The sequence below is a fragment of the Propionivibrio limicola genome, from assembly GCF_009469695.1.
In the GTDB taxonomy this organism is placed as follows: domain Bacteria; phylum Pseudomonadota; class Gammaproteobacteria; order Burkholderiales; family Rhodocyclaceae; genus Propionivibrio; species Propionivibrio limicola.
The window spans coordinates 47,024-72,456 of the sequence record NZ_SSSR01000009.1 but is presented as its reverse complement, the minus strand read 5'-3'; the positions used below and the strand labels follow the sequence as shown (position 1 = coordinate 72,456).

The 25,433-nt window shown below is 60.2% G+C and carries 25 protein-coding genes; 11 read left to right on the top strand and 14 right to left on the bottom strand.

Features of this window, described 5'->3' with window-relative positions; genetic code table 11:
* Nucleotides 1-56: 56 nt before the first annotated feature.
* The 7 genes from GH659_RS08445 to GH659_RS15140 all read right to left on the bottom strand — a co-directional run bounded on the left by GH659_RS08445 (nt 57) and on the right by GH659_RS15140 (nt 8,870).
* Nucleotides 57-890 carry a CheR family methyltransferase gene (locus GH659_RS08445; RefSeq protein WP_153110964.1) on the bottom strand — a complete coding sequence of 278 codons (834 nt, stop codon included), beginning with the start codon at nt 888-890 and terminating at the stop codon, nt 57-59.
* 105 nt (nt 891-995) lie between these two features.
* The gene (locus tag GH659_RS08440) at nt 996-1,565 is read right to left on the bottom strand and encodes a chemotaxis protein CheW (RefSeq protein WP_425499987.1); all 570 of its coding nucleotides are present in this window, start codon (nt 1,563-1,565) and stop codon (nt 996-998) included.
* Between the two features lie 43 nt (nt 1,566-1,608).
* The gene (locus tag GH659_RS08435; RefSeq protein WP_153110962.1) at nt 1,609-4,989 is read right to left on the bottom strand and encodes a methyl-accepting chemotaxis protein; all 3,381 of its coding nucleotides are present in this window, start codon (nt 4,987-4,989) and stop codon (nt 1,609-1,611) included.
* Between the two features lie 139 nt (nt 4,990-5,128).
* Complete coding sequence (locus tag GH659_RS08430; RefSeq protein WP_153110961.1) at nt 5,129-7,468, bottom strand: chemotaxis protein CheA; 2,340 nt, start codon at nt 7,466-7,468, stop codon at nt 5,129-5,131.
* A 10-nt stretch (nt 7,469-7,478) separates the two neighbouring features.
* Nucleotides 7,479-7,805: an STAS domain-containing protein gene (locus GH659_RS08425; RefSeq protein WP_153110960.1), complete on the bottom strand. Its 327-nt coding sequence runs from the start codon at nt 7,803-7,805 to the stop codon at nt 7,479-7,481.
* A gap of 11 nt (nt 7,806-7,816) precedes the next feature.
* Nucleotides 7,817-8,185, bottom strand: coding sequence for a response regulator (locus tag GH659_RS08420; protein WP_153110959.1), 369 nt, complete (start codon nt 8,183-8,185; stop codon nt 7,817-7,819).
* Between the two features lie 25 nt (nt 8,186-8,210).
* Complete coding sequence (locus GH659_RS15140) at nt 8,211-8,870, bottom strand: methyl-accepting chemotaxis protein (RefSeq protein ID WP_425499988.1); 660 nt, start codon at nt 8,868-8,870, stop codon at nt 8,211-8,213.
* A 614-nt stretch (nt 8,871-9,484) separates the two neighbouring features.
* Between GH659_RS15140 and GH659_RS08410 the strand changes: the two genes are divergently transcribed.
* Together GH659_RS08410 and GH659_RS08405 are read left to right on the top strand one after the other, a co-directional pair.
* Nucleotides 9,485-9,628 (top strand): hypothetical protein, encoded by a 144-nt coding sequence (locus tag GH659_RS08410; protein ID WP_153110957.1) that lies wholly within the window; start codon nt 9,485-9,487, stop codon nt 9,626-9,628.
* A 230-nt stretch (nt 9,629-9,858) separates the two neighbouring features.
* The gene (locus GH659_RS08405) at nt 9,859-12,468 is read left to right on the top strand and encodes a PAS domain-containing hybrid sensor histidine kinase/response regulator (RefSeq protein ID WP_170285849.1); all 2,610 of its coding nucleotides are present in this window, start codon (nt 9,859-9,861) and stop codon (nt 12,466-12,468) included.
* 27 nt (nt 12,469-12,495) lie between these two features.
* On the opposite strand, the gene GH659_RS08400 is transcribed toward GH659_RS08405, so the two are convergent.
* Entirely contained in the window at nt 12,496-13,101 is a 606-nt protein-coding gene (locus tag GH659_RS08400) for a response regulator transcription factor (protein WP_153110955.1), read from the bottom strand.
* A gap of 129 nt (nt 13,102-13,230) precedes the next feature.
* On the opposite strand from GH659_RS08400, the gene nudC reads away from it, so the two are divergent.
* Nucleotides 13,231-14,091 carry an NAD(+) diphosphatase gene (nudC, locus tag GH659_RS08395; protein ID WP_246167783.1) on the top strand — a complete coding sequence of 287 codons (861 nt, stop codon included), beginning with the start codon at nt 13,231-13,233 and terminating at the stop codon, nt 14,089-14,091.
* Nucleotides 14,092-14,097: 6 nt separating this feature from the next.
* Here nudC and GH659_RS08390 read toward each other — a convergent pair whose 3' ends face one another.
* A complete protein-coding gene (locus GH659_RS08390) occupies nt 14,098-15,432 on the bottom strand; it encodes a type II toxin-antitoxin system HipA family toxin (protein WP_153110954.1) in 1,335 nt (444 codons plus the stop codon).
* Nucleotides 15,433-15,434: 2 nt separating this feature from the next.
* Nucleotides 15,435-15,761 carry a helix-turn-helix transcriptional regulator gene (locus tag GH659_RS08385; protein ID WP_153110953.1) on the bottom strand — a complete coding sequence of 109 codons (327 nt, stop codon included), beginning with the start codon at nt 15,759-15,761 and terminating at the stop codon, nt 15,435-15,437.
* Nucleotides 15,762-15,972: 211 nt separating this feature from the next.
* Here GH659_RS08385 and GH659_RS08380 point away from each other — a divergent pair, with 211 nt between their 5' ends.
* Both GH659_RS08380 and GH659_RS08375 read left to right on the top strand, forming a co-directional pair.
* Entirely contained in the window at nt 15,973-16,815 is an 843-nt protein-coding gene (locus GH659_RS08380) for an AAA family ATPase (RefSeq protein ID WP_153110952.1), read from the top strand.
* A 10-nt stretch (nt 16,816-16,825) separates the two neighbouring features.
* A complete protein-coding gene (locus GH659_RS08375) occupies nt 16,826-18,034 on the top strand; it encodes a vWA domain-containing protein (RefSeq protein WP_153110951.1) in 1,209 nt (402 codons plus the stop codon).
* Between the two features lie 13 nt (nt 18,035-18,047).
* Here the strand turns inward: GH659_RS08375 and GH659_RS08370 are convergent, their stop codons facing one another.
* Nucleotides 18,048-18,344, bottom strand: coding sequence for a hypothetical protein (locus GH659_RS08370; RefSeq protein ID WP_153110950.1), 297 nt, complete (start codon nt 18,342-18,344; stop codon nt 18,048-18,050).
* A gap of 157 nt (nt 18,345-18,501) precedes the next feature.
* On the opposite strand from GH659_RS08370, the gene GH659_RS08365 reads away from it, so the two are divergent.
* The 6 genes from GH659_RS08365 to GH659_RS08340 all read left to right on the top strand — a co-directional run bounded on the left by GH659_RS08365 (nt 18,502) and on the right by GH659_RS08340 (nt 23,189).
* Nucleotides 18,502-19,263 carry an SDR family oxidoreductase gene (locus tag GH659_RS08365; protein ID WP_153110949.1) on the top strand — a complete coding sequence of 254 codons (762 nt, stop codon included), beginning with the start codon at nt 18,502-18,504 and terminating at the stop codon, nt 19,261-19,263.
* A gap of 196 nt (nt 19,264-19,459) precedes the next feature.
* Nucleotides 19,460-19,876 (top strand): hypothetical protein, encoded by a 417-nt coding sequence (locus GH659_RS08360; protein ID WP_153110948.1) that lies wholly within the window; start codon nt 19,460-19,462, stop codon nt 19,874-19,876.
* Between the two features lie 352 nt (nt 19,877-20,228).
* Nucleotides 20,229-20,477 carry a type II toxin-antitoxin system CcdA family antitoxin gene (locus GH659_RS08355; protein WP_153110947.1) on the top strand — a complete coding sequence of 83 codons (249 nt, stop codon included), beginning with the start codon at nt 20,229-20,231 and terminating at the stop codon, nt 20,475-20,477.
* Nucleotides 20,477-20,776, top strand: a complete 300-nt coding sequence (locus GH659_RS08350; RefSeq protein WP_153110946.1) for a CcdB family protein — start codon at nt 20,477-20,479, stop codon at nt 20,774-20,776. The genes GH659_RS08355 and GH659_RS08350 overlap by 1 nt, the downstream gene beginning before the upstream one ends.
* Nucleotides 20,777-20,998: 222 nt before the next feature.
* Nucleotides 20,999-21,856, top strand: coding sequence for an RNA polymerase sigma factor RpoH (gene rpoH / locus GH659_RS08345; RefSeq protein ID WP_153110945.1), 858 nt, complete (start codon nt 20,999-21,001; stop codon nt 21,854-21,856).
* A 160-nt stretch (nt 21,857-22,016) separates the two neighbouring features.
* On the top strand, nt 22,017-23,189 hold the full coding sequence (locus GH659_RS08340) for an MFS transporter (RefSeq protein WP_170285848.1): 1,173 nt from the start codon (nt 22,017-22,019) through the stop codon (nt 23,187-23,189).
* A gap of 210 nt (nt 23,190-23,399) precedes the next feature.
* On the opposite strand, the gene GH659_RS08335 is transcribed toward GH659_RS08340, so the two are convergent.
* From GH659_RS08335 to GH659_RS08325, 3 genes are all read right to left on the bottom strand, one after another.
* A complete protein-coding gene (locus tag GH659_RS08335; protein ID WP_153110943.1) occupies nt 23,400-24,200 on the bottom strand; it encodes a DODA-type extradiol aromatic ring-opening family dioxygenase in 801 nt (266 codons plus the stop codon).
* Between the two features lie 30 nt (nt 24,201-24,230).
* Complete coding sequence (gene gstA, locus GH659_RS08330) at nt 24,231-24,842, bottom strand: glutathione transferase GstA (protein WP_153110942.1); 612 nt, start codon at nt 24,840-24,842, stop codon at nt 24,231-24,233.
* Nucleotides 24,843-24,912: 70 nt separating this feature from the next.
* Nucleotides 24,913-25,371 (bottom strand): DoxX family protein, encoded by a 459-nt coding sequence (locus GH659_RS08325; protein WP_153110941.1) that lies wholly within the window; start codon nt 25,369-25,371, stop codon nt 24,913-24,915.
* Nucleotides 25,372-25,433 lie beyond the last annotated feature (62 nt).

The window sequence follows — 25,433 nt, the reverse complement described above, 5'->3', positions numbered from 1 at the left end:
TCCTTTGTTTTTCTTCTTCCCCTTCCTCGGGGTTCAGCGCCAACAGCGCTCCGACATTATCGGCAAAGATGAGGCCGTCGATAAATCGTCGGCCGTAGGGGCGCCAACTCGTCGGTAACTCCGGTCAGCGATTCCGAATGCCCGATCACGAAATAGCCGTCGCTTTTCAGGTAGGGCAACAGATTCGAGACCACCTTGCGTTTTGTTTCATTGTCGAAATAGATCATGACGTTGCGTAAAAAAATGACATCGAACTGACCGAGTCCTTTTTCGGGCGCCATCAGGTTGCTGGGACGAAACTCCACGCGGTCCCTCAGTTCGCGGGAAACGAGCAAGGTTCCGTCGTGCCGTCCCGTGCCTTTGAGGCAATACTTCTTCAGCAAACGTTCCGGGATATGGTTGGCGCGTTCCAGCGAATAGTGGCCGATTCTCGCCTTCTGCAAGACGCGCTCGCTGATGTCGGTCCCGACCACTTCCCAGGCGTTGCCGCCCAATACGTCGGCAAGCACCATCGCGACCGAGTAGGCTTCTTCGCCGCTTGAGGAGGCGGCGCTCCAGACGCGGAAACTGGCGGCGCTCCGACGCGCCGTCGCCACTTCGCGCAGAAAATCGAAGTGCTTGGGTTCGCGGAAAAAATAGGTTTCGTTCGTCGTCAGCAAATCGACCATCATTTGCCGTTCCTGCCGGTTTTCCGCGCTGGTGACATGACGGTAGTACTGGCCGAAGGTCTGGAAGCCAAGATGGCGGAGCCGCTGGTTAAGGCGGCCGACCAGCAGCACCTTCTTTCCATCGGAAAGATTGATGCCGGCAATCTGGAAAATCAGTTTCTGGAACTGAATGAACTCGGCATCCGAGATGGCGGTATGGTCGAAGCGGACGGTAGAGTTCATCGCATGTCTCGAAGCATTCTTCGCCAAAAAAACCGCGGCCGCCCCGTCGGCGATGCGCGACCGGGCGGCCGCGCATCTGCCAACAGAAGAGGACGGGCTCGCGCCTTACGCGGGACTTGCTTCCTCCGCCCGATTCATCGCCGCGACAACGGCAACTTCCTCGATGGAGAGTATCTTGTTTACATCGAGCAAGACGACGAACTTGCCGTTGACCTTGCCCATGCCGCTGATGAAATCGATGCGAATGCGGGCCCCGAATTGCGGCGGCGGCTCGATCTCGCTGGCGGGGATTTCGAGCACCTCCGACACGGCATCGACAACGATGCCCATCTGCTGCTTTTGGCCACCTTCGGCGTCAACCGTTTCGATGATGACGATGCACGTCCGCTTGGTCACCTCGCACGGTGGTCGTGCGAAGCGTACCGACAGGTCAATCACCGGAACGACGGCACCGCGCAGATTGATGACGCCCCGGATGAAGGGCGGCACCATCGGCACCTCGGTCAAGTTGCCAAATTCGATGATCTCGCGGATCGACAGAATGCCGATGGCGAACATTTCCTCGCCGAGATTGAAGGTCAGGTACTGCTGCTGCTCCGCATCCATCCCGGCGCCGGCCGGAAGACCGGCACCGGACGCGGATGCGTTGAGAACGGATGTTGTCTGGTTCGTCATCGCGGTCATTCCTTTTTATCAATGACTTTCACTGGCCGTCACCTCAGAAACGGGAGAATTCCGATTCATCGAGATGGCCCGAACCGCGACTGGCGCTGCCTTTCGGCGCGGCATTCGACGCCTGCGTCGATCGCCGTGCCTGCGCACCACCCTGCCGGCCCCGTTCATCGTTGCCCAGATTGAAGAACGACATCAGTTCTTGCAGGCTGGTGGCCTGCGACGACATTTCTTCCGCCGTCGCCGCCAGCTCTTCGGAGGCGCTGGCATTCTGCTGCGTCACCTGGCTTAGCTGGTTCATCGCCGAGTTAACTTGGCCGACCCCCACGGTCTGTTCTTCCGAAGCCGCCGTGATTTCCTGCACCAGATTGGCGGTGTTCTTGGTCGCCGGCACGATTTCTTCCAGCAACTTGCCGGCCCGTTCGGCCATGCCGACGCTATTGACCGCCAGCTGGCCGATTTCCTGCGCTGCGACCTGGCTGCGTTCGGCAAGTTTCCTCACCTCGGCGGCCACCACCGCAAAGCCCTTGCCATGCTCGCCGGCACGCGCCGCTTCGATCGCGGCGTTGAGCGCCAGCAGGTTGGTCTGGTAGGCAATGTCGTCGATGATGCCGATCTTCTTGGCGATCTGCTTCATTGCGCCAACCGTTTCATTGACCGCCTCGCCGCCATCCTCGGCTTTCTTGCTGCCTTCGGCCGACATGCCGTTGGCCACCTTGGCGTTCTCCGTGTTCTGCTGGATCGAGGAGGCCATTTGTTCGATCGACGCCGAGGTTTCTTCGACGGAAGCCGCCTGCTGGCTGGCCGCCTGAGAAAGCGTCTGTGCCGTGGCGGACACCTGCTCCGTTGCCGACACCAGCGAGTCTGCGGTGTTATTCACTTCGGTAATCGTGCTCGACAACCGCTTGGTCGTATCGTTGATGGCATCCTTCAGAACCTTGAATTCGCCCTGATACTCCTTCGCGATGCTCTGCGTGAGATCGCCTTCCGACAGCGAGCCCATGACGCGCTTGATTTCGTTGATCGGATCGACGATGGCTTCCACCAGATCATTCAGCCCTTCGACGACTTCCTTGAACTGGCCACGATGGCGGCCCGCATCGCCGCGCTCGTTCAACTGGCCGGCGATGACGGCCTGGGCCAGCTTTTGCACATCGTCTATCAGCATGTTGAGCGGGTTGATCACGGCATCGAGCGTGGCATTGACGCCTTCGATGACGCGCCGGTAGTCACCCTGGTGCTTGTTGGCATCGGCACGCACATCGAGCCTGAGCGCAACCGCCGCTTCAGACAGCATGGTAGCGTCGCTGATCAGCGCGGTCAGCGACGAGCCGACCTCCTTGAAGCTGCCGTCGATCTTGCTGAACTGCGATTCGACTTCCTTCGTGTATTGGTCGGACGGACGGGTCTGGAGGTTGAGGTTGAGGTCGCCCTTGCCCAGACGCTCCAAGTTCAGCGCGACACGCTGCACTTCCTTCTCGGTGTAGTCCTTGATACTGAGGGTGGCGGTAAGGTCGCTCACCGTTTCGACAAAGCCGACTTTTTCGCCCCTGGCATTGAGCACGTAAGCGGTGTCCTGCTTGCACTTCAGGTTGCCCCAGTCGAAGAAGCTCTCGCCCACGCCACGCTTCAGCTGCTGGATGCCGCAGTTTTGCGAATTGCAGATGTTGGCGTTGGCCGTCGAACACGGACGACCGACCGCATCGCTACGGTCGCGGACATAGCCGCGTTCGACCATCAGCTTCTCGAAGGCCTTGTTGAGGAAGGTCCAGTTCATGTCGTTATCGATGACATGGATCGGGAATGGTACGGCGTCGATAACCGAGCGATACCATTCGAGCTTATCGACCACTGTATCGAGCGTGGCGTTGACGCCCTCCACGACCTTGCGGAACTCGCCCGGATGTTTCGCGGCATCCGCACGCACTTCGAATTTTCCGGCGATGGCGCTTTGCGACAACATCTCCGCATCGGCAATCAATGCCGTGAGCGACGTACCGACCAGCTTCAGCGAATTGTCGATCTTGCGGAACTGTGCGGCGACTTCAAGCGTGTATTGGTCGGCGGCCAGGGCGCTGAGATCGAGGTTGAGATCCCCCTTACCCAGGCGTTCGAGGTTTTCGGCAACGCGCTGAACTTCTTTTTCGGTAAAGGCCTTGATGCTGAGCGTGGCGGAAAGATCGGTGACCGTCTCCACATAGCCGACGACCTCGCCCTTGGCATTGAGCACGTTGGCCGTATCCTGCTTGCACTTGAGGTTGCCCCAGTCGAAGAAGCTCTCGCCCACACCCGCCTTCAACTGCATGATGCCGCAGTTCTTGGTCTTGCAGATGTTGGCATCGGCCGTCGAGCACGGACGGCCCACCGCATCGTTACGGTCGCGGACATAGCCGCGTTCGACCATCAGCTTCTCGAAGGCCTTGTTGAGGAAGGTCCAGTTCATGTTCAGGTCGATGACGTGGATCGGGAACGGCACGGCGTCGATGATCGAGCGGTACCATTCGAGCTTGTCGACCACCGTATCGAGCGTGGCGTTGACACCATCCACCACCTTGCGGAATTCGCCCTGATGGCGGCTCGCATCCGCCCGGGTTTCGAACTTGCCGGCGACAGCCGCGTGACTCAGCATCTCGGCATCAGTCACCATCGTCTTTATGTTGTTCTGCATGAGGCTCATGGCGGCCAGCAGGCTCGTCGTGTCCCCGGCCTTCAACGGAATATCCCTGGACAGGTCGCCGCTGGCGATACGTCCTGCGACTTCGTTCGCCAGCGCCGGCTCGCCGCCCAAGACCCTGTAGATGCTACGCGCCATGACAAACGCAAGAGCAATGATCACCGCCAGCATGAACACGCCGAGTCCGATATAGCCGTAGGCGCTCTTCCAGAACGCGGCCTCGATATCGTCAACCCACGCGCCATAGCCGATCACCCAGTTCCAGCCCTTGACCAGCGTCACGCCGTTGATCTTCGGCAGAATTTCGTCTCCGCCCGGTTTCTTGACCGTGATCTCGACAAAGCCGAATTCGCCTTTGTTCAATTCGTCGAGATAGAGCTGGAAATCGGTACGGCCATCGGGGTGTTTCTTGCCCCAATCGACCGTTCCCACATTTTTTTCCTGGCCCGGCGCGGGGACGACGTTGAGCGCTTCCGTGGTGCGCGCCCAGATATACATCGTTCCTCCGTCACGCATGTTGCTCAAGGCTTCAACCGCCCGGGCCTGCGCGTCTTCCTTGGAAAGCTTCCCGCTCCGTTCGAGCGACTGAAAATATTCGGCTTGTTTGGCGGCCAGCGTCAGCGCCGTCCGGAGTTCGCTGCGCCGGTCTTCGTACATGCTGGAGTGCAGCGTACTCAAGCCGTAGCCAGACAAAAGAATCAGGCCAATGAGCGAGCAAATCACAACAATGGCCAGACGACTTGAGAGTTTCATGACTGCATCTCCTTCTCTATCAAAATTCCCTGATGACACCGCCGAATACCGGCGATCACATTGATTCCAACAACCCTTAAAATTAACCGCTTCCCGCACCGTTCATCGGCGCGCTTTGTTCCTTGATTCATCGCCGACCTCACTCGCGCATGACATAACTCGCCGCCCTGGCATTAACCCGGCTTTCCTTGCTCGCGACCCGGCGCACGAGCCCCGGCACATCGAGGATCAACGCGACTTGCCCGGTTCCCAGGATGGTGAAGCCGCTGATGCCCTCGATACCGCTGAACACGGCACCGAGCGGACGAATCACCGTCTGGTATTCGCCCTGCAGGGTATCGACCACGAGTCCGGCGCGATGCCCGGCGTAATTCACCACCACGACGTTCTCGCGCCTGACAGGCTGGAGCAGAAAGGCCAGTTCTTCGTCCACCGGCGGCAAATCGTCCCGCCCGCTCTCCAGTTGCAGCCCGAAGGGCGAGTCGGCGTCCGCGTCGATTGCCGGAGGCGGCGCGTCCGCGATGTCGAAGAGTTCCTTGAGTCGGATAAAGGGCAGCACCTCGCCGCGCAGGTTGAGATGCTGGCGGCCATGCGCGGCGTCGATTTCCTCCTGCGACAACTCGACGCATTCGACGACCATTTCCAGCGGCACGACGAACGACGATCCGCCAACGCCGACGAGGAAGCCATCGATGATGGCCAGCGTCAGCGGCAGACGGATGCGCATCGTGGTGCCGACGCCTTCTTCCGTATCGATATCGATGCTGCCGCGCAAATCCCTGATGTTGCGGCGCACGACATCCATGCCGACGCCGCGCCCCGAAAGGTTGTTGATCTGCTCGGCAGTGGAGAATCCCGGCTCGAAGATGAGCTTGTGGATTTCGTCATCGCTCAGCATCTGCTCCGGCTTGACGAGACCGCGTTCAAGGGCTTTCGCGAGGATGCGCTCCTTGTTGAGGCCGCCGCCGTCGTCGATGACTTCGATGGCAATGGCGCCCGAGTCGTGATACGCGTTCAGCCGCAGCGTTCCGTGCGGCGGCTTGCCGCGCGCCAGACGCACATCGACCGGCTCGATGCCGTGATCCATGGAATTGCGCACCAGGTGGGTCAGCGGGTCGCCGATCTTTTCGACCACGGTTTTGTCCAGCTCGGTTTCCGCGCCGCTGATTTCCAGGCGGATATCCTTGCCGATCTCCCTGGAAACGTCGCGCACGACGCGCTGGAACTTGTTGAACGTGGCGCCGATTTGCACCATGCGCAGTTGCAGCGCCGAATCGCGGACGTTCTCGACCAGCCGCTTCATCACCGACGCGGCTTCAAGCAGCTCGGGATTGCCGCTCTTGAGGGCGGTCAGATCGATGCTGGCGCTGGCGATGATCAGCTCGCCGATCAGGTTGATGTGTTCGTCGAGCTTGTCCGCATTGACGCGGATCATGCTCGCATCACCGCCCTTGGTTTCCTTGACCTGCTTTTGCTTCTGCAGCGCCGCCTGCACCACGGTCGGACTGACCATCTGCTCGGCGACGAGCACGGTGCCGAGCGGTTGATGCGCCTCGCTGGAAGCATCGGCCGCCTGCTGGGCCAGCAGCGCCGCATCCAGTTCATTTTCGGTCAGCGTGCCGCAACGGACGAGGATTTCGCCCAGCCGCATTTCCGTTTCCGGCATCTCCCGGATGAGGTCCAGGTAATCGCCGATTTTGCTGTGCGGCGGCACGATGCGGATACGCGCATCGTCCTGCACGAATTCGAAGGCGCTTTCAATCGCCGCCTTGTCGGCATCCGTCCGGTAGCTGATCTCGAAGCCGAGATAGCAGTCTTCGGGATCCATTTCAGCCGCGCGCGGAATCTCGTCGAGCAACGTGACGATGTTGACGATGCGGCCAAAGGTGGTCAGGTAGCGAATGAAAGAGGCGGGATCCATCCCGTTCTTGAGCACATCCTTGCCGAAGCGCATCGAGATGTGCCAATTGTCGGTTTCGGCGTGAGCGGCACCGCCCTCGCCACCACCGGCGGGGACCGCCACATGTTCCGACGAAGCGGCGCTGGAAGACGCTTCCGCCGGGGCGCCAGCGGCACCGGCCGACTGATGCGCCGTCATCTGACCCTTCAACTGCGCGGTCAGTTCGTCGCTCCGCTGGCGGATGTCTTCGCCGAATTCCTTGCCCTCGGCGACGTTCGCCACCAGCGACCCCATGTGATCGCACACTTGCAGGAACAGGGCGACAAGATCGCCGTCGATTTCCAGTTCGCCCGAGCGCACGCTGTCGAGCACGTTCTCGGCGTTGTGGGTAAAGGCAACCACGTGGTCGAGGCCAAAGAGCCCGGCTGATCCCTTGATCGTATGCGCCGCGCGGAAAATGGCGTTGATCAGATCCTCGTCGTGCGGCGACTGCTCGACACGAAGAAGCGCCTCCTCCATGCTTTCAAGGAGTTCCCGGCTTTCAATGACGAAAGTATTGAGTGCGTCGTCAAGATTCACGGTCTTGTCCTCAGTGGGTAGAGCCAGCAAGCGCCGGCGTGCCGAAGAAACCGGACAGGCCGAACAGGTCGATCAGGTTGAGGACGGGTTCGCTATGCCGGGTGAAACGAACGTTCTTGCTCTGCGCCGCGCCTTCCCGCATGGCCATGACCATCAGTTGCAGGCCGGCGCTGTCGATTTCGCTCACATCCGCAAGATCGATGACGACTTCGTCCGTTTCGCCTTGATTGATGGCCTCGATGATTTTTGGCTTCAGGTCGGCGGCGGCGAAGATGGTGAAATCACCGAGGATGCAAAGCGCCGGCACGGCAAGATCGGGGGAGGTGGCTTCGGCCATGCTCGCCTTCCTTACGGCAGAACCAGCTTCGAGACGGCAGCGAGCATCTGCGCCGGCTGGAACGGCTTGACGACCCACGCCTTGGCACCCGCGGCCTGGCCCTGCTGCTTCATGGCGTCGCCCGCTTCGGTGGTCAGCATGATGACCGGCGTAAACTTGTAGGCAGGCAACTGCTTGGCCGCCTTGACGAACGAAATGCCGTCCATGTTGGGCATGTTGACGTCGCTGATGATGAGATGCAGCTTGCGGCCATCGAGCTTGCCCAGCGCATCCTTGCCGTCACAGGCCTCGACAACGTCATATCCCGCCCCCTTCAGGGCAATGCCGACCACCTGACGCAGTGAGGCGGAATCGTCAACAATCATGATGGTTTTTGCCATGGTAATCCTCGCAAAATCGAGCTAATCAGAAGAAGGTAATGTCCGACTCGACAGCGGCGCTGGCCTTGCCACCGCCATGCACATCGTGCTGTTCGGGCATGGTGTAGGTTTGTGAGAGCTCTTCCAGCCAGGCCGACGCATCGACCGCCCTGGTGCCCTGCCCCTCCTGGCTCTGGATACGCTCGCGCAGCTTTTCCATGTCCTTGCCGACATGGTTCAACACCTGGCTGATGCGGTCCTGGAACTGGAGGGCGACAAGCACTTCCGCAATTTCACCGCCGATCAACTGCGTTTCATGGCGCAACACGTTGGACGAATCAGCCAGCGTATCGACGGCGGTTTGCGCCCGGCGGACAACATGCTCGATCACCTGCTCGGACTGGTTGACCATCTCGGCATCCTGCGCGGCGTACTGGCGCGAGATTTCGAGCGTCGAGGCGATGGCCTTGTTGACCGTCTCGACGGTCTCGCCGATCTTCTTGCCGGTACCGCCGGAGAGATCCGACAGCTTGCGCACTTCGTCGGCCACCACCGCGAAACCGCGCCCGACCTCTCCGGCGCGCGCCGCTTCGATCGCGGCATTGAGCGCCAGCAGATTGGTCTGCTTTGCGATATCGCCGACTTCAGAGGCCATCCGCTTGAGTTCTTCGGTAATTTGCGACAGGGAGGCAATCTCGTTGAGCATCGACTCCTTGACGGCCAGGGCGGAACGAAGCGTCGTGACGATGGAATTGAGTTCCACCTCGTTCTCGCGCAGCAAGGCAATCAGGCCGTCGCCGCCCTCGCCTTGCGATGTTGCCATCGTGGCCGCGATCCGCTGATTGATGTCGGCAAAGCGCTGCGTCAGTTCCGTGATTGAGCTTTCACTGTGCGCGCGGGCCATTTCGACCTGCCCCGCCCAGACCGGCAGCACGCCGGTACACAACCGGTCGAGCCCTTCGATGTGATCGGAACGATGCGCCAGCCGCTCGCGCTCAAGCGTCTCCTGTGCCGCCAGCGCCTGCGCCCGAATGAAACGTTTGCAGCGGGAAACAGCAAGGCTCGCCAACCCGCCGCCCACAACAACGACGGTCGCCGCCAGACCCCAGGTCAGAACACCGTCCCCGACGACCAGCAGGCAAATCGCACTGACCACGGTCAGCGCGGCCGCCGGAATCGCCACCCAAGAAAGAATGCTTTTTTCGCTCACGCGGATACCCCCCCGTTCGTATCGCCGAATCCCGAATCATCAAGACAGTCGTCACGCCAGCGACACGTCATCTCGTCGCAATTTTTTTTCCCTGTGGCAAAGCAGTCGGCATGCCCTTCAGCACGCTGAATTTTCCTGACCAAGTTGGCCGTCGTCAGACCCGTGCTGGCAATGAAGTACTGATCAGCGATCTTGAGCAATCCGGCTTTGTCCATGAACTTCCCCGCGAAAACTTCAACGGCCAGAGCGAATAGGCACGTTGAACACCGCGCTATCATCAGCCAGAAGGGGTAATCGTCTTAGAGTGGAACTACTCAATGCACGTGAAGGAAGTCCCCCATTCGGAGCGCCACCGTCAGTACGAGAGCGCAATCAACACGTGAAGCAAGCACGCCTTGCCTGCCAAACAGCACCTCGCTTACTGTTGACCATCGCCACGCCGATGACGAATCCGCCTCTTTCAACCGAGAAAGCACAAGTTCTTATGAACATGGAAAAACAGGATCAGGCCCCTGCGCCCGCCACCGCAACGGCTCTGCAGATCGTCATCGTTTATGCCGTCTTTGCAAGTCTATGGATACTTTTCTCCGACAGAGCGATCGGCCAGCTGTCCGCGAATCCGGAAACCATCACCCTGCTGGGAACATGCAAGGGCTGGCTGTTCGTTGCGGTAACGTCCGTGCTGCTCTATACGCTGATCCAGCGCCTGAGCAACCAGTTCCGTGCAGCGCTAGCGCGAGAACGCGCCGCCCAGGAAGAAAGCACGCGCACCCGGCAGCTCCTGACCGCGATCATCAACTCCTCGGGCGACGCCATTTTTGCCAAGGACTTGCAGGGCCGTTACTTCCTGTCCAACAACGAAACGGCACAGCTGCTCGGCAAGGAGGCCGAACGGGTTTTGCAGGAAGACGACTGTGCTCTCTTCCCACCGTTGGCGGCGGAGACAATTCAAGCCCGCGACAGAAAAATAATCGCTGACAACCAGACACTTACCTATGAGGAGACGCTTCCAACGGCGAACGGCGAGCGCCTTTTCGTATCGACGAAGGGGCCGCTGCGCGACAGCGACGGGCAGGTCATCGGTGTCTTTGGCATTTCCCGCGACATCACCGAGCAACGACGGACCGAGGCCTCGCTGTCGTACTCCGTTTCGCTGGCCAACGCGGCACTCGAATCAACGGCTGACGCGATCCTCATCGTCGACCGGAATGGGAAAATTGCGCGATGGAATCAGAAATTCATCGAACTGTGGAAGGTGCCGGAAGACCTGCTGGGTGATCGCCCGGATGCCCCGCTGCTCGAGTATGTAACTGCCCGGATGGCAGACCCCGACGCTTTTCTGGCCCGAGTCGCCCAATTCTACGAACACCCCGATGCCACCGGTTCCGACACCCTTCGCCTGGCCGACGGGCGAACCATCGAACGCTACTCGCACCCCCACCGTGTCGGTGACGAGATCATTGGACGATTATGGTCCTTCCGCGACGTCACCGAACGCAAGCGCATCACCGACGCCATCACCGAATCCAAAACGCTGCTGCAGCGTGTCATCGACGCCACTCCGGACTGGATCTACGTCAAGGACCGGCAACACCGGTTCATGCTCGTCAACGAACCATTCGCCCGTGTTTTCGAGCTGACCCCAGCGGCAATGATCGGGCGCTGCGATACCGATTTCTCGCAACTTGACGTGCGCGTCGACGGGCAGGAAAGCACGATCAAAAGGCTTCACGACGACGATGACGCCGTATTTGCTGGCCGGTCGCTTCACTACCCGAGTGAGAAATTTTACTTCGGCAACGGCGAAATCCGGGTTCTCGACTCATTCAAGCGGCCGATCCGGGACGCCGAGCAGAACATCTATGGAATTCTCTGTTATCGGCGGGACATCACCGAACATTTCAAGGCCGCTCAGGAGCAGAAGATCCTCGAAACTCAGTTGCAGCAGGCGCAGAAGATGGAGATCATCGGCCATCTGACCGGTGGCATTGCCCACGATTTCAACAACATCCTTTCCGCCGTGCTGGGCTACGCCGAGCTCATTCAGCTGTCGCCCCAGATCGAGCAGGATCCCGAATTGAGCGACTATCTGCGCGAAATCCTGCAAGCCGGGATTCGCGCCAAGGAACTGGTCGCCCAATTGCTGTCCTTCAGCCACCGCCGGGAAGCCGCCAGCGAAGCCATCGACGTCGCCCCGATTGTGAAGGAAGTCGTTCGCCTGCTCCGCTCCACCATGCCGACGTCGATCTCGATCGATTGCGAAATCGACGACTCGCTGCCCGAGGTGCTGATCAGCCCCGTCCAGTTGCACCAGATCGTGATGAACCTCGGGGTAAATGCCCGCGACGCCATGGCCGGCTCAGGCTCGCTGGAAATCCGGGCCAAACAGGTGCTTGTCGATGAAACGAACATTTGCACCTCCTGTCGCCAAGGCTTTTCAGGCAATTACCTGGTGATTTCCGTGCGCGACAGCGGCGCCGGAATTTCGCCGGAGAACCTGACGAAAATTTTCGATCCGTTTTTCACGACGAAAAACGTCGGACAAGGAACCGGCCTCGGCCTGTCGGTGCTGCATGGCATCGTGCATTCGGCGAAAGGCCACGTGGAAGTGCTTTCCACGCCGGGCGACGGGACGGAGTTCCGCATCTACCTTCCGCCGCACGTCGGAGCTGTCGAGCGGATTCCCCGCGACACCCACGCGGGCGCCAAGGCATCGACGGTGCGCGGACACGTCTTGGTGGTCGACGACGAAGTGAGCATCGTGCGATTCATGACCGTGCTGCTGGAAAATCTCGGCTGCCGCGTCACCGGCACCACCAGTGCGACCGAAGCGTTGCGGCTATTCCAGGACGATCCTTCCGGCGTGGATCTGGTGATCACCGACCAGACCATGCCCGACCTGGCCGGCGTCGAACTCGCCCGCGCCCTGCTGCGCTGCCGCCCCGACATTCCGATTGTTCTGAGTACCGGCTACAGCAACGCCATCGACGAAGAAAGCGCCCGCATGCTCGGCATTCGCCGCTTCGTCCTGAAACCGGTACCGGCCAAATTGCTGGCCGACATCGTCACGGAATGTCTGGCGGAAAAATCGTGAATACGAAGCGCCCCACCGCGGAAAGCGCTACAGGAACAGTTTGATCAGATCCACCGTCGAATCGACATGCAGCTTTTCCATGATCCGCGTCCGGTGATTTTCGACGGTCCGGACACTGAGGCCGAGCAGCTCCGATATTTCCCGGCTCGACTTGCCGTCGACGACCTGCTCGACCACACTGCGCTCACGCGGCGTGAGCAGCTCCTTTCTGGCATTGACCGCCTCGTTCTTCAGCCGCTCGGCATGGAGCACCCGGCTCGCCTCCAGCGCTGACTGGATCTTGCCCAGCAACGCCTGCGCGCTGAACGGCTTTTCAATGAAATCGAACGCGCCGAGCTTCATCGCCTCCACCGCCATCTGCACTTCGGCGAAGCCGGTGAGGAAGATGATCGGCAGCGTCGCGTTCATCGTCGCCAACAGCCTCTGCAGTTCCATGCCGTCGATTTCCGGCATGCGGATATCGCACAGCAGGCACTCGCACGGCATTGGCCGGTAGGCGGAAAGAAATTCGCGCGCCAAACCGAAAGTCTGGGCATCGATACCGATGGTCGCCACCATCACTTTCAGCAATTTGCGCATCGTGGGGTCATCATCCACGACATAAACGGTTCTCGACGATTCTTTGTTGTTCATGGTTGGGGCCGATTCTAAACGCCAAGCTGGATATTCTCACCCGCCAAGACGACGCATGACTTATAGATATCATTGACGGAAAAAATGTTTCTCGCGGAACAACGCGCATTTTTGTGAGCGGATTTGCTTGTGTCAATCGAATGGAGCATTCTCGGCCCGACGAATCCCCCCCAAACGCCACAAATCACTACCGGATATTTCATGGATACGTTCGGCTATTGGCTTCTCCGGCTGGAAAACCAGTGTTTTGCCACCAGTCAATCGACGCAGGGTGGAATTTTCCCGCGAGGCACCGCCTCAAACATCGGCACTCCAGAAGCGTCCCTGTTGATTGGACAATGGCGGGGATTGCCCTGCTACGCGGCGGATATCGAAAAACTGCCGGAGTGCGTCGCCGATGAGCCCGTACCGCTGCGTTCGCTTTACGAACTGGCGGGCGAGGAAGCCTTTCTGCTCGCCGGACGGGCCAGCCAGTTGCTCGACTGGCAACGCAACCATCGCTTCTGTGGACGCTGCGGCACGCCGACCACGCAACAGGAAGGCGAATTCGCCATGGGCTGTCCATCTTGCGGACTGTTGGTCTACCCGCGGATTTCGCCCGCCATCATGGTGCTGATCCAGCGCGGCGACGAATTTTTACTGGCGCGCAGCCGGCATTTCCGGCCCGGCATGTTCAGCGCCATCGCCGGTTTCGTCGAGGCGGGAGAGACGCTGGAAGAATGCGTCGTTCGCGAGGTACGCGAAGAAGTCGGCGTCGACATCTGCAACCTCCGCTACTTCAAAAGCCAGCCGTGGCCGTTTCCCGATTCGTTGATGGTCGCCTTCTTCGCCGATTACGCCGGCGGCGAACTGACGCCCGATCCCGGTGAAATCGAAGCCGCGGGCTGGTTCAGGCGCGACGCGCTACCGCCGCTGCCGGATCGCGTCAGCCTGGCGCGGCGCCTGATTGAGGCGGCCTGTCGTTCGGCAAAGCCGGAGAGTGAAAACTAGCGAGAATTAGCGGCCGACGGCAAGTCTGGCCGACTGTCGACGCATGCCACTGAAGATGGCATCGGCGATGTCCAGCGGAAAATCATCCGGCAGCCGCTTGCTCACCTGTTCGATCACCGCTTCGGTCAGCCCGATCACTTCCTCGATCAGCGCTTCACCCGCGGCCGCCCCCAGCCCGACTTGCTGCGCCTGCGCGATCCAGTGTCGGCGCTCGATTTGCTCGATCAGGTAGTAATTGGCGCTGCCACGCACGGCCATGGCGAGTTTGGCCTTGTGGGGTGAAATCTGGTTTGCCCCTTTCCCGATAACGGGATGGGCAGACAGCACGTCATAAATCGGCGTTGCCTGATACCGGCCACCGGGAAGATGGGCGATGCTGAAATTCTTGCCGTGGCCATCGGTCGCTGCCAAAACCCAGAAGATGATCTGGGTTTTGAAGAAGATCTTCCGATCCTGCCCAGCGTTGTCCGAGCCGAGCAGGATGCCCATGATCCGGGAAATGCCCGGCCCACCATCGGCCTGATATTTGAACAGGGGTGACGTACCCGTTGCCTGACACATGTCTTCCTGGGGCAAGCGGATAATCCAGCTTCCGTCACTTGCCAGCCGGCGATCAAATCGTTCCACGACCAGCGCCTTCTGGTCCTCAAACTGCGCGATATCGCAGTGCGCGACCGGGATTCCGTAAGCCTCCATGAGTTTTGAGCACAACCACTCGTTTTCCACCGACGTACGCATGTCGGCCTGCATATGCCCAACCAGCCCCATCGGCAATTTGAAGATATGCGTTGTCGGCGTACTGCCACGGGGGAGAAGCCACTGTCCGCGATGGCGCAATAAAGCCGTTTTTTCCTGCGCGCCCGCAATCGAGAGGCGCAGATCCTCTTCGTGATCATGCCGCCCCAAAGTTTGAGACGACGTGGCGTTACGGAGACATTGCGCCACACCGGCGCCGTCCAGCGCTTCGCCGTTGATCTCATAGATGTCCGATGGCACCTCGCCTTCGGCAAGGAGTTGCAGGGCGCCGACGCAGTCGCGTCCCAACTTCGCCAGCAGACGGAAGGCATCCGTTCCGCCGGCCTGATGGCGTTGCGCCAGCCGCCGCCGAATGGCCTCGCTGTCGGGCAGAAGGTTGTCAAAAAAGTCCGTGACGATCGCCCCCTGATACGCCGGATTGCCCGCCAGAAAAGGCAGCGACAAGGACAAAGGCCGCGATTGCTCGTCCGCAAGCCAGCCATCGAAATAGCGCAACCGCTCGCCTTGCCGGGAAGACTCCCAATAACCGACGGGGATGCCGTTCATCCAGATGTTCAGCCGTTGATTGCCGGCGCGACGGCCCATGGTTACCAGCTCTCTTTCTTTCTTGCCGGCGCGATGATCTCGCTGGCCCGGAGGCTCTCCGGCTCCCTGACCGTCAGATTCGCCGACGCCACGGTGCCGGAAACGGAAGAGGAAGGCTCCTGCTCCAGCACAATTTCAACGCCCAACAGGCGCAGCACCGTGAACAGCCTTTCAAACGTCGCCGCCGCCGGGTTGGCTTCAAAGGAGGCGTAGCTTTGCTGGGTGATCCCGAGCTTCTCGCCCATGGCGGCCTGGGTCAGGCCTTTTTCCTTGCGGAATCCTTTCAGGATCAGCGGGAGCTGACTGAGCGTTTTGATGGGATAACTCACGGCGACCTCCGTTCCTTGATCGGCAACGATACAAGTCAAAGACTGTAATCGCGATTAACAGCCTAACGACTGTATCTTACTTTTACATAAAATATTCTGTAAATAAACACAAAAAGGAAAATCTGTTTTTTTACAGATTCGTTCCGATCCCATACGAAGGCCGCCTCGGCACCGGCTGGCTATAATCGCCCGACTCTTGGAAAGGATTGCCATGCGTTTCAACGGTTCTGAACACTACGTCGCGACGCGCGACCTGACGCTTGCGGTCAACGCCGCCATCACCCTGCAGCGCCCGTTGCTGATCAAGGGCGAGCCGGGGACCGGGAAAACGAAGCTGGCCGAGGAAGTGGCGGCAGCGCTCGGTCTGCCGCTGTTCCAGTGGCACATCAAATCGACGACCAAGGCCCAGCAGGGACTCTACGAATACGACGCCGTTTCCCGTCTGCGCGACTCGCAGCTCGGCGACGCCAAGGTCGCCGACATCGGCAACTACATCGTCAAGGGCGTGCTGTGGGAAGCTTTCGCCTGCGAAACGCCATCGGTCGTCTTGATTGACGAGATAGACAAGGCTGACATCGAATTCCCCAACGACCTGCTGCGCGAACTCGACCGCATGGAGTTTTACGTCTACGAGACGCGCCAGTTGGTCAAGGCCAGGCACCGGCCGATTCTGATCATCACCTCGAACAGCGAGAAGGACCTGCCGGAAGCCTTCCTGCGCCGCTGCTTCTTTCACTACATCAAGTTTCCGGACCACGAAACGATGCGCCAAATCGTCGACGTGCATTTCCCGGACCTCAAGAAAACGTTGCTTGCCGAGGCGCTCGATGTGTTCTTCGACGTGCGCGATGTGCCCGGCCTGAAGAAGCGCCCTTCGACGTCGGAACTGCTCGACTGGCTCAAGCTGCTGCTCGCCGAAGACATCCCGCCGGAAGCGTTGCGCAGCAAGGACCGCAAAATCTCGCTGCCGCCGCTGCACGGCGCGCTGCTGAAGAACGAACAGGACGTGCACCTCTTCGAGCGGTTGGCCTACAAGCCCGCGCAAAGCCGCTGACCGATCGCGCATGCTGATCGCCTTCTTCCTGCATCTGAAGCAACGGCAGCTCCCGGTATCGACCAGGGAGTTTCTGGTGCTGCTCGAAGCGCTGCAGCGGCATGTCGTCGCCTTCGATCTCGACGACTTTTATCTCCTTGCCCGCGCCACGCTGATCAAGGACGAGAAGTACTACGACCGCTTCGACCGGGCGTTCGGCGAGTATTTCAGTGAAGTCGATGCCCTGTTCAGCCCGGAAAACGAAATCGCCAAAGACTGGCTGCGCGCGGCCATCAAGAAGCACCTCACCGACGAAGAGCGCAACAAGCTCGAAAAACTCGGTCTCGACGCGCTGACCGAACAGCTCAAACGCACGCTCGCCGAACAGGATGCCCGGCACGAACGCGGCGACACCTGGGTCGGCCCCGCCGGCAGCTCGCCGTTCGGACACAGCGGCACGCATCCGGAAGGCATGCGTTTCGAAGGAAAAAGCGAGCACCGCGCCGCCCTCAAGGTGTGGGCGAAACGCGAATATCGCAACCTCGACGACAGCGTCGAACTCGGCACGCGCAACATTCAGGTCGCGCTCCGCCGCCTGCGCAAATTCGCCCGCCAGGGCGCGGCCAGCGAACTCGATCTGGAAGGCACCATCGCCGGCACGGCGCGCAACGCCGGCCACCTCGATCTGCGCCTGCGGCCGGAGCGCCACAACGCGGTCAAGGTGCTGCTCCTGATCGACGTTGGCGGCTCGATGGACGACCACATCCGCGCCTGCGAGGAGCTGTTCTCGGCCTGCCGCAGCGAATTCAAGCACTTCGAGCATTTCTACTTCCACAACTGCGTCTATGACACGCTGTGGAAGGACAACGAGCGCGCCGACCGCGACAGCGTGCCGACGCTCGACCTGCTGCACCGCTACGGCAGCGACTACAAGGTGATTTTCCTCGGCGATGCGATGATGGGCACGTACGAAATCCTCAACCCCGGCGGCGCCATCGAGGACGACAACGAGGAATCCGGCGCCACCTGGCTGCGCCGCCTCACCGACACCTGGCCGCATTCCATCTGGCTCAACCCGCTCGCGGAATCCTCCTGGCAATACCGCAAATCGGTGATGATCATCCGCGACCTGATGGGCGGCCGCATGTTCCCGCTGACCCTCGAAGGGCTGGAGCGCGGCATGCGGCTGCTGAGCCGGCAGGGTTCCAGCTCAAACCTTGTCACCCCGTCAGCGCCGTAGCCGAATTTCTATTTCAGCCGAGCGCCTTCAGAAAGCGTTCGCGCCCGGCTTCGAGCGCCGCTTGCCGGTCCTCGGGCACCAATTCCCGGCATTCCTCACAGAACACCTCGAAGGCGCGCACGACATCCGTTTTTGCAACAGCATCGCGGGGCGCCTCCTGCGGGGGCACTCCGTCGAGCGGCTTCAACACGGCATAGCGCGGGATGAGGCGCTGCCCGCGCTTGCCCGATCCGAGCAAGGGGCCGGTTTTCACGTATTCCTCGCCTTCGTACTCAAAACGGGCGCCGAGCGCTAACTGGTGAATTTTCATGGGATTCTTTGATCAGGAAACAGAGGCGGCATTGTGCCAAATAACGCCATCGCCGGCTTTCATGCGGGAATTGCCGCACAGAATCGGACGTTTTTTACTATGATCAGAAACGCTTGAGACCTGCCCAACACGACAAACACAGCCAAGGAGACGCACAGTGAGCACACCGTACCCGCGTATCGCCATCGTTACCGGATCGACCTCCGGCATCGGTGAAGCCATCACCCGCAAATTCATTTCGTCCGGCTTCGGCGTCGTCGGCAACGCCCGCCGCGCCGACGCACTGGCCGCGCAGGAGAAGGAATTCGGCGCTTCGTTCCGCGGCGTCGCCGGCGATGCGGCCGACGTGTCCGTGATCGACCAGCTGTTCGCGACGGCGCAGGCGCATTTCGGGCGCCCGGCCGACATCGTCATCGTCAATGCCGGGCGCGGCCTCGGCGGCTCCGTGACCACTTCGGATCTGGCCCAATTCGAGGAAGTGCTGCGCACGAACGTCGCCGGCGCGCTCGCCTTGATGCAGAAAGCCGGCCGGCTCATGGCCGAAACACAGCAAACCAGTTTCCCGAAAACCGCGGCCGATATCGTCGTCATCGGCTCGGTGGCCGGACGCCACGTTTCCCCATTCAGCGCCGCCTACGGATCGACCAAATTCGCCGTCGCCGCGCTGACCGAAGGACTGCGCCGCGAAATCGGGCCGAAGGGCGTGCGCGTCACGCTGATTGAACCGGCCGTCGTCGTCACCGGCTTTCAGGCCGTCGCCGGCTACAGCGAATCGCTGCTGCAGGGGTTCGACGAGAAATTCGGCCCGTTGCTGGTCGGGGACGATGTGGCGAACGCCATTCACTACGCCGTCAGCCAGCCGCCGCATGTACATCTTTGCGACATCCTCATCCGGCCAACCCGGCAGGATTACCCATAATCTGGAACATCCCGCAACCAGCCCGCGCTCGCGCGGGCAACGGCCGGCTGCCCATTATTTAAGCAGCAAGAAAAAACCGTTTCCCACCAGCCGCTTACGATAGTTATCCACGGATTGTCGACAGCCTTGCCCAAGGTAGCAGGGGACAAACAGTCGGTTATTATTGCGCCCTCATCACCCACGGAGCCGACGCGCCATGACGCAGAGCGAAATTGAAATCGTCCTGAACACCCGGACCGGAGAAGTCCGCCGCAACGTTATCGGAGCAAGCGAAAGATACCGCTTTCACGCCGCCTACACCGAGGAAGACGCCAAGGCCGGCTGGCTGCAAGTCAGCACGTTCGGCGCCAACACCCCGGAAGAGGAAGTCGCCACCGCGATCGCGCAAGCCAAATCCATCTACCTCAAGACCGAAGACGCGTTGGACGAGGACGCACGGCCGCCAGTCGCCGCCAAGGAATACCTGCTCTACTCGGCCACGGAAAACCGCTACTACACCACCAATGACAGCGGCCAGCGCGCCGACGCCATCCGCTTCACCGAAACCGCCCGCGCCAACCTCGACCGCCACAAGGGCCGCTTCGCTCCGGATGCGGATTGGGTGGTCGCCTAAGCCGTTTGGAACAACAATCCGTGTTCTGAACAGTAAAGTCGAAAACGCAAAGCGACCTCTGTGCTTTCAGAACGAGAAAAGCCCATAGCCAAACGCACCATACATAAATTTGCGACAAACGCTTCCGTATTGCCTTAGAAGGAATCATGAGGCACGCCCAATTCCATCTGAATGACATAACCCCCTATGGGGTTTGGGGAAACTCGCCCCTGTGCTGATTTATGCAACAACGCCGCACCAGTCGCGGAGCAGAATGGAGGCCAGCATGTTGCCATCAATGCGCATTTGAAATGTTGAAAACAATGAACATCCATGACATGCTGTACCCTAGAATTCGGCAAAGGAGCCAATCATGTCCATGACAAAGCAATACGCCAATGCAGCCAAAAAGGCCACCAATGTTTCAATGGCGGAGCCACTTCTTGCTGATGCCAAGGAGTTGCGTATCAACATTTCTCAAGCTGCTGAAGCCGGCGTAGCAAAAGCTGTGGCAGAGAAACGAGCGGAACTCTGGCTTCAAGAGAATTGGGAGGCGATTGAGAGCTCAAACGCCTACGTTGAAAAACACGGATTGCCGTTGGAAAAGTACAGGATGTTCTAATGCCAAAATACAACGTCTATCCGAATCCAAGTGGAGAGGGTTACCTGCTGGATGTACAGGCAGAAATCCATGGCAACCTGAACACTCGAATGGTGGTTCCACTACTCCCCCTTGCGATAGCCCCAAAGCCGGCGCATACGCTTAACCCGGTTTTTGAATTGAACGGGGAAGCGCATTCCATGATAACGCAGTACATGGCGGCCATGCCGGTAAAGGCGCTCAGAGGAAACATCTTCAGCATTGAAGAACACCGTACTGAAATCGTTGCCGCAATAGACTTTCTGCTGCAAGGCTTCTAACTCCCCCCGCGCAGACTCTGCCGGGAGGGCATTTGAACGAGTTCGGGAGTTCACAACCAAATGCAAAAAGTTCAAAACTCAATGAAAACCGACATTCGACTTTACTTGCCTGGAACACACTCTGTTACAAGAAACTCCCCCATTTTTTAGCACTCAAAAGCAGCGAGTGCTAAAATTTTTGGTGCAGTTTGATTGTTCAACCACAAGGAGGTGTAAATCCAGATGACACAGGCTTTGGCATTTCCGATGATCTCGGCGGTAGGCAATATCGATGCCTATATCACCGCGGCAAAGCAGTTTCCGCTCCTCACTGAAGAGGAAGAGTTTCAGCTGGCGACGCGTTTCCGCGAGGAAGAGGATCTGGAAGCTGCGCGCCAACTGGTGTTGTCACACCTGCGCTTGGTGATCTCGATTGCCCGGGGGTATCTCGGCTACGGCCTGCCGCATGCCGACCTGATCCAGGAAGGCAATATCGGCCTGATGAAGGCCGTCAAACGCTTCGATCCAAAGCAGGGGGTGCGCCTCGTCTCGTTCGCCATCCACTGGATCAAGGCCGAGATCCACGAATACGTGCTGCGCAACTGGCGCATGGTCAAGGTCGCCACGACGAAGGCGCAGCGCAAGTTGTTCTTCAATCTGCGCAGTCTGAAGGCTAGCAGCGACACGCTCTCCCCGGCGCAGGTCGCCGATGTCGCGCACCGCCTGAGCGTCAAGCCGGAAGAAGTCGTCGAGATGGAAACGCGGCTTTACGGCCACGATCTGGCGCTTGAAGCCGACAGCGACGATGAAGACGCCTTCGCGCCGATCTCGTATCTGGAGGATAACCGCAGCGAGCCGACGCGCGTTCTTGAAGCGCGCGCCCATGACCATTTGCAGGGCGAAGGACTGCAAAACGCGCTGGCCAACCTCGATGACCGCAGCCGGCGCATCGTCGAGGCGCGCTGGCTGAGCGAGGATCCGGCCACGTTGCACGAGTTGGCCGCAGAATTCGGCGTTTCCGCCGAGCGCATCCGCCAGATCGAAAACAAGGCGATGCAAAAGATGAAGACCAGCCTGGTGCCGCTGCTCGCCGCCAGCTGACAGTCGCGCCTCTCCGCTCAAGAGTGCCGTTCAGCCAACACTGAACGGCATTTTCATTTCCGGAAACTCTGATTTCGTGACACGCGCGCTTGCCTGAGAACAAAATCGGGCATAGTGACACCGATTCGACATATCGATGCCCAACCATCAGGAGTCGCCCGTGCCCCCTTCAACCCCGCCTCACCAACCGGCCTTGTGGACGCCGGCCTTTGTTGCGCTGCTCGCGGTCAATCTGCTCTTGTGTTTCGGGTTTTACATGCTACCGGCGACGCTGCCCGCGCATGTGAAACTGGTCGGCGGCAGCCACTTCGAAGCCAGTCTGGTGATCGGCATGTTTTCGATCACATCGCTGGCCGCGCGCGTGATTTCCGGCACGGCCGTCGACGCCATCGGCGAACGGCGTCTGATCGGCGCCGGCATCCTGATCATTGCCGCGACGACGCTGGCCTTCATCTGGCTACCGATCGACGGCATCCTGCTCCTGCGCAGCCTGCAAGGCATCGGCTGGGGACTATCGACCGCCGCCATTGCCACGGCCGTCTACAAGATCGTGCCGGAAGCCCGGCGCGGCGAAGGCTCGGGCTATTACGTGCTGACCGTCATCACGGCGCTGTCGCTGACACCGCTGGTCGCCATCCTGCTGATGGAAACGTTTTCCTTCGATGTGCTGCTGACGACCTCGGCGCTGTTCACGCTGTCGGCGCTCGCCCTGCTCCGGCGCGGCCTGTCGACCTTGCCCGCCGCACAACCCGTCCGGCACGAAATTTCGCTACGCAACGTTTTCGAGCCCGGCGCCGTCGTTCCATCGCTGCTCTGCTTCATCAACTCGGTGCCGTTGTGCGGCGTCATGGTCTATCTGGTTCTGTTCGGGCGCGAGCGGCAGATCGACAACCTGTGGGTATTTTTCATCGGTTACACGCTGATGATCCTGCTCACGCGGCCAGCCATCGGCCGGCTGTTCGACCGCAAGGGCCACCTTGTCATCATTGTGCCGGGGTGCCTGGCGATGATGCTCGGCTTGGCGGTGTTGTCGCTGAGCGCGTCAACGTCGATGTTGGTCGCCGCCTCGTTGCTGTACGGGCTGGGTTACGGCGCCGTGCATCCATCGCTGCAGACGTGGGCCGTCAATCGCTGTCCGCCCAATCGCAAGGCGGCCGCCAACGGCCTGTTCATGTCGGCCATCGACCTCGGCTACATTGTCGGGGCGATCAGCCTCGGCCATCTGGCCAAGTTGTCGAGCTATTCCGCCATGTACCTCTATTCGACGGGCGCGCTCGTCGTCTTTCTCGCCGTTTATCTGGCGGAAGTGAGGAAACGGCCATCGGCCCTCTGAAACAACAGGCGCGCAATTTGCGGGCAAAAAAATCCCGGGCCGTTTCGGGTCCGGGATAAAGATCCTATCGTGTGATAGGTCAGGGAGGGTCAAACATTTGTCAGCGGGGGACGCTGAAGCAACAATTGCAGTCTATCCATAGACCACCGACTGGTCTGTCGTCCGACTTGGGCATTTTCGTAACGCCCTGTAATCGGCGGTCAACAACCGTCAAACGCCGCGCGGTATGAACAGATAATTGTCCGCCGCCAGCGTTTCCCCGACCCAGCCGCCGCCGAGCCATTCGGTCGCGTGTTCCGCCCCGGCCGCGCCGAGCGCCACGAAAAGCGGCAGAAAATGTTCCGGCGTCGGATGCGCCGCTTTCGCGCCGGGCGCTTCCTGCTCCCAGTCGAACAGCGATTCGGCCTCGTTGCGCATCAGCCGCGCATGCACCCAGTCGCGAAAAGCCCGCGAAGCCGTCGAAGGCTGCCCGAGGCCACGCATGTAATCCATCAGATTGTGCGTCAGGTGGCCGGTGGCGACGATCAGGATGTTCTCGCTGGCGAATGAGGCCAGTGCTGCACCGACCGCGTAGTGGTGGCGGGCGCAGCGCTCGGGCTGCACGGAAAGTTGCAGAACGGGGATATCGGCGGCCGGAAACAAGCTGCGCAGCGGCACCCACGCGCCGTGATCGAGGCCCCGCTGGGCATCGATACCGGTGGCGATCCCCGCTTCGGTCAAGCGCTGCTTGATGCGTTGCGCCAACGCCGGATCGCCGGGCGCCGGATACTGGAGGGCGTAAAGTTCGGCCGGGAAGCCGCCAAAATCGTGGATCGTTTCCGGCTTGGCGCTGCCGGTGACGATCGGCAGCCGCGTCGTCCAGTGGGCGGAAACGACCAGAATCGCCGTCGGCCTGGCCAGCCTTCCGGCCAGCCGCGCCCATGTTTCATTGAGCTCGTCGCCGCCGAGCGCCGTCATTGGCGATCCGTGCGAGAGAAAAAGGATGGGCTGCTTTTGCAGACTGGCGGACATGGTGACTCCTCTTGATTTACGGCCGAACGATCAGGCCTTGGCCGCTTCCGCCGCCTGCGCGGCCTTGACGCTCGGACGGCTGCCGACACGCGCCTGGAAGGCCACAAGTGACGGCCATTGGCCGAGGTCGATACCGACGTACTGGCACCAGTTAAGGACGGTGAACAGATAGCCATCGGCGACCGTAAACTGATTGCCCAGCAGGTAATCGTGGCCGGCCAGATGCTCGGCGACATAGGCGATACGCGCGATCAGGTTCTCTTTGGCAATCGCCTTGAACTCTTCCGGCGTATTCGGTTTGAACAGCGGCCCGAAACCCTTGTGAATCTCGGAACTGATGTAGCCGAGCCATTCCTGCAGCTTGTAGCGTTCGAACGTGCCGGCCTGCGGTGCGAGCCCGCTTTCCGGCTTGAGGTCGGCGATGTACTGGACGATGGCCGGGCCTTCGGTCAGGCGGCGCCCGTCGTCGAGTTCAAGCGTTGGCACATACCCTTTCGGATTGATTTGCAGATAGTCCGCACCGTCAGCGGCGAGCACATGCTTGCGATGGTCGACCTTGACCAGCTCGAAGTCGATGCCCGCTTCGCGCAGGGCAAGATGCGGCGAAAACGAGCAGGTTCCGGGGGCGAAATAGAGTTTCATGAAGTTCTCCTGATGGAAGTTTTTCGATGCGGCCGGGCATCGATTCTGCCCGGCCGGTGGGCACAACAATTCAAGCAGACTTGGACCGGGCACGATCGATCGAGAACGCACCGCTGCCGAGCAAAACCTGGGCAATCGCCAGAACGATCAGATAGACCGGATATTCCCAGCCGCCCTTGGGTGCGCTGAACACCCAGCCATTGCCGAAATGCACGGAAGCCGCGCCGATCAGGATCGGTATCGTCAGCGCCGCGATGAGTCGCGTCTGAAAGCCGACGAGCAGGGCGATCCCGGCAAGAAATTCGGCAGGCGCGACGATGTAAGCGAAAAATCCGGGGAAGCCGACCGAGGCGAAGAATCCGGCCGTACCCGGCAACGTGAAGACGAAAATCTTGAGCGCTCCGTGCGACAGGAACATCAAGCCCAAGGCCAGGCGCAGCAGGGCAATGCCATAGTCGGAAGGGGTTGAAACGGAAGCGGGAGCGGAGGTGGCGATCGGCGTTCCGGCGTTGGCGGCAAGAGTGGTCATGGCAGACTCCTTTGGTAAGTTTCAAATCGGGCGCCTGCATTTGCGCTGGCGTTGGACGAACT